General features: G+C 73.2%; 8 protein-coding genes. 4 read left to right on the top strand and 4 right to left on the bottom strand.

All coding sequences use genetic code 11. The features are described from left to right. The first annotated feature begins 48 nt into the window (after positions 1-48). A complete protein-coding gene (locus Vqi01_RS25535; protein WP_204037410.1) occupies positions 49-1,296 on the top strand; it encodes a lycopene cyclase family protein in 1,248 nt (415 codons plus the stop codon). An 86-nt stretch (positions 1,297-1,382) separates the two neighbouring features. After that, positions 1,383-1,859: a ribonuclease HI gene (gene rnhA / locus Vqi01_RS25530; RefSeq protein WP_204037408.1), complete on the top strand. Its 477-nt coding sequence runs from the start codon at positions 1,383-1,385 to the stop codon at positions 1,857-1,859. A gap of 45 nt (positions 1,860-1,904) precedes the next feature. On the opposite strand, the gene Vqi01_RS25525 is transcribed toward rnhA, so the two are convergent. Beyond that, positions 1,905-2,003 carry a DUF397 domain-containing protein gene (locus Vqi01_RS25525; RefSeq protein ID WP_204037406.1) on the bottom strand — a complete coding sequence of 33 codons (99 nt, stop codon included), beginning with the start codon at positions 2,001-2,003 and terminating at the stop codon, positions 1,905-1,907. A gap of 238 nt (positions 2,004-2,241) precedes the next feature. Between Vqi01_RS25525 and Vqi01_RS25520 the strand changes: the two genes are divergently transcribed. After that, the gene (locus Vqi01_RS25520; protein ID WP_239098660.1) at positions 2,242-2,535 is read left to right on the top strand and encodes a flavin reductase; all 294 of its coding nucleotides are present in this window, start codon (positions 2,242-2,244) and stop codon (positions 2,533-2,535) included. An 82-nt stretch (positions 2,536-2,617) separates the two neighbouring features. Here Vqi01_RS25520 and Vqi01_RS25515 read toward each other — a convergent pair whose 3' ends face one another. After that, on the bottom strand, positions 2,618-3,496 hold the full coding sequence (locus Vqi01_RS25515) for a pentapeptide repeat-containing protein (protein ID WP_204037404.1): 879 nt from the start codon (positions 3,494-3,496) through the stop codon (positions 2,618-2,620). Between the two features lie 258 nt (positions 3,497-3,754). Between Vqi01_RS25515 and Vqi01_RS25510 the strand changes: the two genes are divergently transcribed. Continuing rightward, positions 3,755-5,173, top strand: coding sequence for an RtcB family protein (locus Vqi01_RS25510; protein ID WP_204037402.1), 1,419 nt, complete (start codon positions 3,755-3,757; stop codon positions 5,171-5,173). 9 nt (positions 5,174-5,182) lie between these two features. Here Vqi01_RS25510 and Vqi01_RS25505 read toward each other — a convergent pair whose 3' ends face one another. Both Vqi01_RS25505 and Vqi01_RS25500 read right to left on the bottom strand, forming a co-directional pair. Further along, complete coding sequence (locus tag Vqi01_RS25505; protein WP_204037400.1) at positions 5,183-5,611, bottom strand: archease; 429 nt, start codon at positions 5,609-5,611, stop codon at positions 5,183-5,185. A 140-nt stretch (positions 5,612-5,751) separates the two neighbouring features. After that, positions 5,752-6,557: hemerythrin domain-containing protein (locus Vqi01_RS25500; protein ID WP_204037398.1), on the bottom strand; the 806-nt coding region annotated here is incomplete at its 5' end.

Raw genomic sequence — 6,557 nt, 5'->3', positions numbered from 1 at the left:
GGTCGGCGCATGCCCGACCCGGCAGAGCGGTGCCCTTAGAGTGGGTGCGTGGGTGGGGGGTTGGTCGACGTTGACGTTGCCCTGGTGGGTGGGGGCGGCGCGGCCTCGCTCGTGTTGGCGGCGTTGGTCCGGCACGGCGTGCGCGGTCTGCGGATCGCCGTCGTCGACCCATTGCATCGGCGGGGCCACGACCGAACCTGGGCGTTCTGGGACCAGCCGGGCAACGACCTGGACGACCTGCTCAGCGCGAGCTGGTCGCAGGTCGAGGTGATCACGCCCGGATCGCACCGCACCCTTGACCTCGCCCCCCTGCGGTACGCGATGCTGCGCTCCGGTCCCGTCTACGACCGGGCCGCCGAGGCAGAGCGGCGCCTCGGCGTGACCCGGATCGTCGCCGGTGCCGAGGCGCTCGACGACGACGGGGAGCGGGTGCTGGTGCGTACCGGCGGCGACCGGCCGGTGCTGCGGGCCGGCTGGGTGCTGGACTCCCGGCCCCGACCGCCGCACCGTCCCGGCCGGACGAACTGGTTGCAGCACTTCCGGGGCTGGTGGCTGTCGGCCGACCGGCCGATGTTCGAGCCGGGGCGAGCGGTCCTGATGGACTTCCGCACCCCACAGCCTGACCGGGGCGTCTCGTTCGGGTACGTGCTGCCGGTCGACAGCCGGTACGCGCTGGTCGAGTACACCGAGTTCTCGCCGCACCCGCTCACCGGGGCGGCGTACGACTCGGCGCTGGCCGGCTACCACGAGCTGCTCGGTTTGGACCCGGCCCGCTGCACAGTGCGGGAGGTCGAGAATGGCGTCATCCCGATGACCGACGGCCCGTTCGTCGCCCGCCCCTCGCCCCGGGTGGTCCGCCTGGGCACTGCCGGCGGCGCCACCCGTCCGTCGACCGGCTTCACCTTCGCCGCCATGCGTCGACAGGCCGATCAGGTCGCCCGGGCGCTTGCCGCCGGACGGCCACCGGTGCCGGCGCCCGCGTACCCTCGGCGGCACCGGTGGATGGACGCGGTCGCGCTGCGGGCCCTGGACCGCGACCTGGTCGACGGCCCGGAGTTCTTCGGCCGACTGTTCGACCGTAATCCGGCGCCGCGGGTGCTGCGTTTCCTCGACGGCACCACCACCGTGACCGAGGACCTGGCCGTGATGCGGTCCACCCGGCCGATCCCGATGGTCACCGCCACCGTGGCCGACGCCGCCGGTCGACTCCACGACCGGCTCGCCCCGGCCCGCCGACCGACCTGGGCGATCCCGCCGCCCGTCGTCGGCGACGACCCACCGGCCGGGGCCCGCTGATCCGAGTTGACCCGCTGTGAGGCCAGCAGACCGGGTACGGGTGCCCGTGCCGTCGCGGGCACGGGCGGCTTCGGTAGGTTTGCCGCATGGTGGACGAGGCACCCGGCCGGGTGGTGCAGATCTGGACCGACGGTGCGTGTAGCGGAAACCCGGGCCCGGGTGGATGGGGCGCGGTGCTGCGCTACGGCTCGCACGAGCGGGAGCTGAGCGGGGGCGAGGCGAGCCCGACCACCAACAACCGGATGGAGCTGACCGCCGCCATCGAGGCGTTGGAGAGTCTCACCCGGCCGGTCACTGTCGAAGTGCACACCGACAGCACGTACGTGCGCAACGGCATCACCAGTTGGCTGGCCTCCTGGAAACGCAACGGGTGGCTGACCGCGGCGAAGCAGCCGGTGAAGAACGCCGACCTGTGGCAGCGGCTGGAGGCGGCCTGCGCCCGGCACCGGATCACCTGGCTCTGGGTGAAGGGCCACAACGGGCACCCCGAGAACGAGCGCGCCGACGCGTTGGCCAACCGGGGAATGACCGAGGCGCGCGCCGCCACACCCGCCCGCCGCTAGCGGGAGCGCCCGCAAGGAGATGGGCGCGCGAAGCGTCTGCGCCGGTCAGGCTCGCTCGGCGACGTAGGCGATGAACGCTCGCCAGGCGGTCGGGGCGAAGGCCAGCGCCGCGCCGCTCGGCCCCTTGCCACCGCAGTTCGCCAAGTCGATCACGGTACGGGGCCACGGCAGTTCGCCAAGTCGATCACGGTACGGGTGATCCGAGAGCTGACCGACCGGCACACCTACCACGAGTGGACCTGGATTCAGGGGTACCAACTCGACGCGTACGGCGAGCGGTCGACCGTCGCGATTTGTTCGTGCGACCGGCCGGGCTGCGACTCGTACCCGAGCCGGCCCGGCGTCGCGGTTCTGGTCGGCGTGGCGTGCCCAGGGGCGAGGAATGAGGCCACGCGCGATCACGTACCGTCCCGCCCGACGTGGCGCTGCCAGGCGTGCGGGGGCCTGGCCGTGCTGGCCGGCGAAGCTGCGCCTGCTCGCCGATCACCAGGACAACAGCCCGCGGCTGATGGTCTACCTGGTCACGCTGTGCGAAGAGGCCGCCGAACAGCTCGCCCAGCACAACGGGGGCATGCACCAGACGGACCTGCACGGCCGGTTCACCGATTGGGTCCCGGTTCGGCGACGGTCGCCGGGTGCGCGGTTCAGGAGATCCGCCGCTCAGCGCAACTTTTGAGAAGATGCGGTGTCAGCGCCGCCGGGAGGCAGCAACATCCGCGAAGTTGCGTGGATCATCCGGCGGCGGCGTGCACCTTGATTCAGCGGCGTCGCGCCCGGGGCGTCCGGCCGGTGGCCGCCGCCAACGGCGTCCAGTGCGCCGGGCGGCGCAGCGCCGCGGGCAGGCGGGTGGACCGGTCGCCGCGAGCGGCGTCGACCTGCGACTGGTGCAGGAACAGGGCACCGGACAGGTCGGCCCCGCGCAGGTTGGCTCCGCGCAGGTCGGCGCCGGTGACGTCGGCCCGGGCCAGATCCACGCCGCGCAGGTCGGCCCCGACCAGCATCGCCCCGCGCAGGTTCGCCCCGCGCAGGTCGGCGCGGCGCAGGTCGCGGCCGACCAGGTGCGCGCCGCGATGGTCGGTGCCGGCTCCGCCGCCCCGGGCACGGGCCAGATCGCCGGTACGCGACAGCAGCGCGTTGACCGTCCGGCGGTGCGCGTCGACGTCGAGCGTCAGCAACTGCTGCGGGCTGCCCGAGGCCAGCCGTTCGGTCTCGTCGACTGCGGTGACCAACTGCTCGCGCAGCGCTGCCGGAGGGCGCAGCGCGACCGCCTCGGTCAGATACCACAGCAGCTCGTGCAGCGGACGCATCACCGCGAACACGTCGAACATCTGCCCGGCGGTCTGCGGAGCGCTCCGCCAGTCCCGCCCGCCGAAGGTCTGCTGAGCGACGCGTTGACCGGCGCCGAAGCAGTCGAAGACGGTGCAGCCCGGGAAGCCCCGCTCGCGCAGCTCGGCGTGGATGCCGCAGCCGAAGTCGGTGCGCAGGTTGCGGCACGGCTGACCGGCGGGCTTGTCGAGCGCGAAGTCGGCCGACGCGGCGAAGGCGGGCGCGACGCAGCAGAGCCCGAAGCACCGGCCGCAGTCGGCCCGTAGCTCGCTGCCCACCCTGTCCCGTTCCGCCTCTCTCGCATCGGTCATTCCTGACACGCTACCCAGCCTGCCTGATCATGCCCCGCGTGCCCGGGCCGAGCGGGAATCCGCCTGCGCACCGCTCTCCTCGTCACCGGTTGCGGGCTCCGGGCCGCGCCTCGGGTCCGGTGAAGGGTCGCGCCTCGGGCCCGGTGAAGGGCCGTGCCTCGGGTCCGGTGAAGGGCCGTGCCTCGGGTCCGGTGAAGCTGCCACCGGTTGTAGCCGGTCGACGGGTGTAGCGCCGCCGAGGGTGGGTAGCTGCGCGGGATGGAGTTGGTCGAGGAGTCGCCGTACCGGTTCCGGATCGACCGGAACGACCCGATGCGGGTGCCGGGGGTGGTCTTCGCGTCCCGGTCGCTGCTGCCCGACCCGGTGGCGGACCGGTCGCTGGAGCAGGTCGCCAACGTGGCCACCCTGCCGGGCATCGTCGACGCCTCGTACGCCATGCCGGACGTGCACTGGGGCTACGGCTTCCCGATCGGCGGGGTCGCCGCCACCGACGTCGAGGCCGGGGGAGTGGTCTCGCCGGGCGGCGTCGGCTTCGACATCTCCTGCGGGGTCCGGCTGCTCACCGCCGACCTCGACCGCGACGAACTGCGCCCGCGCCTGGACGCGGTGATGGACGGGCTGAGCGCGTCCACTCCGCGCGGCATGGGCAAGGGCGCGGTGTGGCACCTGACCGGCCGCGACGAACTCGACGGGGTGCTGCGCGGCGGCTCGCGGTACGCCGTGCAGCGGGGCTTCGGCGTCGAGCGGGACCTGCATCGCTGCGAGGACTACGGCGCGGTGGACGACGCCGACCCGGCCCAGGTCAGCGAGCGGGCGATCGAGCGCGGCGCCCGCCAGGTCGGCAGCCTCGGCTCCGGCAACCACTTCCTGGAGGTCCAGGCGGTCGAGCAGGTGTACGACGAGCCGGTGGCCGAGGCGTTCGGGCTGCGCCCCGGCCAGGTCTGCGTGATGATCCACTGCGGGTCGCGGGGCCTGGGCCACCAGATCTGCACCGACTACGTGCGAGCCATGGAGAAGGTGATGGGCCGGCACGGCATCCACGTCCCGGACCGGCAGCTCGCCTGCGCCCCGGTCAGCTCGCACGAGGGGCGCGCCTATCTGGGCGCGATGGCCGCCGCCGCGAACTACGCGCGGGCCAACCGGCAGTTGCTCGCCCACGCCGCCGGCCAGATCTTCGAGCGGGAGACCGGCCGCCGGCTCGACCTGGTCTACGACATCTCACACAACCTCGCGAAGATCGAGGAGCACGCTGTGGACGGCGGGACGCGGCGGCTGTGCGTACACCGCAAGGGCGCCACCCGCGCCCTGCCACCCGGGCACGCCGATCTGCCCGAGGAACTGCGCGCCGTAGGCCAGCCGGTGCTCATCCCCGGCTCGATGGGCACCGGCTCGTACGTGCTCACCGGGGTGGCCGGGGCACCCGCCTTCGCCTCCACCTGCCACGGGGCGGGCCGGGTGCAGAGCCGTAAGCAGGCCGTCGCGGCCGGACGCGGCGCGGATCCGCGCGCCCAACTGGAAGCACAGGACATCGCCGTACGCGGGGCGTCCCGGCGCGGGCTGGCCGAGGAGATGCCGGCGGCCTACAAGGACATCTCGGCCGTGGTCGAGGCCGCCGAGGGCGCTGGCCTGTGCCGGAAGGTCGCCCGCCTGGTGCCGCTCGGCGTCGTCAAGGGCTGACGGGACGCCTCAGACGTCCAGGGTGACCGCGCAGGACCAGCCGGTGTCGTCACCTGCGAAGCGCAGCTCGTGCAGCGAGACGGCCTTCGGCACCGCGCCGGTGAGTTCCACTTCGGCGGTGCCCGTGGTACGCCAGCACACCAGCAGGCCACCGGCGCCGTCGTCGGTCACCTCAGTGGTCAGCGGCAGCTCGTCCGCCGTCTCCATTCGGAAGATCACTTCGTCGAGTACGTGCACCAGCAGGTCCTCGTCGGCGGCGGGCGGCGCGTGGAACTCCTGCTCGGCGTTCGGCCGGGCGCCGGCTGGGTCGGTGAACGACTCGACCAGCGCCGCGATCGCCTCGGCCACGCAACCCTCCCGGTCCGGTGCCCACGCCTCGATCCGTACGTCAGCGGTGTGCGGCACGCACCGGTGCCCCCGTTCGGCTCGTGGCTCCATTCCTCGATGATGCCCGCCCGCTGCCCCCGATCGTCCGCGCTCACGTGACACGACCGCCTTGATCGTTGGCACTTCAGCGGCACGGACACGCCGGGGCTTCGGCAGCTGAGGTGCCAACGATCGGCCGCGTCGGGCGGCGGTCAGTACATGCCCAGCCGGGCGATCGGCTCGACCAGCTCGCGTTCCTCGTACGCCAGGTGCGACAGCAGCGTGTCGCTGAGCAGGTCGACCGCAGCGCGCAGCTCGGCCATCCCGTCCGGTGTGGCGACGAACGCGACCAGCGCCCGGTCCACGCCCTCCAACACGTCGTGGATGGCGTGGTGCTCCTCCTCCAGCCGTTCGATGACCGGCTTGAGGCGGGGGTCGGAGCGCCGTAGGTGCGGGAAGAGCGAGCGGTCCTCGATGGTGTGGTGGGTGGTCACCACCCGGCAGTACGACTCGCAGTAGGTGCCCAGCGTCCACTTGTTCTGTCGCATGGTCATCATGTTGATGTGCGAGCGGGCGGCACCAACGTCGATCAACCCGGCGGCGACCTGCTCGATCAGATCATGGATCTGGGCCAGTTCGGCGCGCAGCCCGTCGTGCACGTCGATCAGGTGTTGCGCAGCGGCCTGCTCGTGCGCCGTGTAGGTGCGCTCCGGGTCCGGGGCCGGCCCGGTGGGCCGGATCGACTCGTCCCACACCCGCACCTCGCTGCGGCGGATGCCGTCGTCGGGCGTCGGCACGACGGCGAACGGCCCGGCGGCGACAGTGGCGCGGCGTGCCTCCGGCCGCCCCGCAGGAGCCGCCGCATCGGTCCGGCCCGGGCCGCCGGCCCGCGCTGCCGCAGCGGATTCTGCTGCTGCCGCACCCGGCGCCGTGCCACCCGGCTGCGTGCCGCCTGAGTTGGCCGTGCCCGCCGTGCCTTCTGAACTGGCCGTGCCCGCCGTGCCGCCTGAGTTGGCCG

The sequence above is a fragment of the Micromonospora qiuiae genome (assembly GCF_016863555.1).
In the GTDB taxonomy this organism is placed as follows: Bacteria; Actinomycetota; Actinomycetes; order Mycobacteriales; family Micromonosporaceae; genus Micromonospora; species Micromonospora qiuiae.
The sequence above is the reverse complement of the archived record's forward strand: the minus strand, read 5'-3'. Positions and strand labels throughout refer to the sequence as shown.

What these genes read in the sequence shown, in the direction of transcription:
- Vqi01_RS25520 (WP_239098660.1), top strand. Translation starts at nt 2,242, where the DNA reads ATGAGGCCACGCGCGATCACGTACCGTCCCGCCCGACGTGGCGCTGCC.
- Vqi01_RS25515 (WP_204037404.1), bottom strand. Translation starts at nt 3,496, where the DNA reads ATGACCGATGCGAGAGAGGCGGAACGGGACAGGGTGGGCAGCGAGCTA.
- Vqi01_RS25510 (WP_204037402.1), top strand. Translation starts at nt 3,755, where the DNA reads ATGGAGTTGGTCGAGGAGTCGCCGTACCGGTTCCGGATCGACCGGAAC.
- rnhA (WP_204037408.1), top strand. Translation starts at nt 1,383, where the DNA reads ATGGTGGACGAGGCACCCGGCCGGGTGGTGCAGATCTGGACCGACGGT.
- Vqi01_RS25505 (WP_204037400.1), bottom strand. Translation starts at nt 5,611, where the DNA reads ATGGAGCCACGAGCCGAACGGGGGCACCGGTGCGTGCCGCACACCGCT.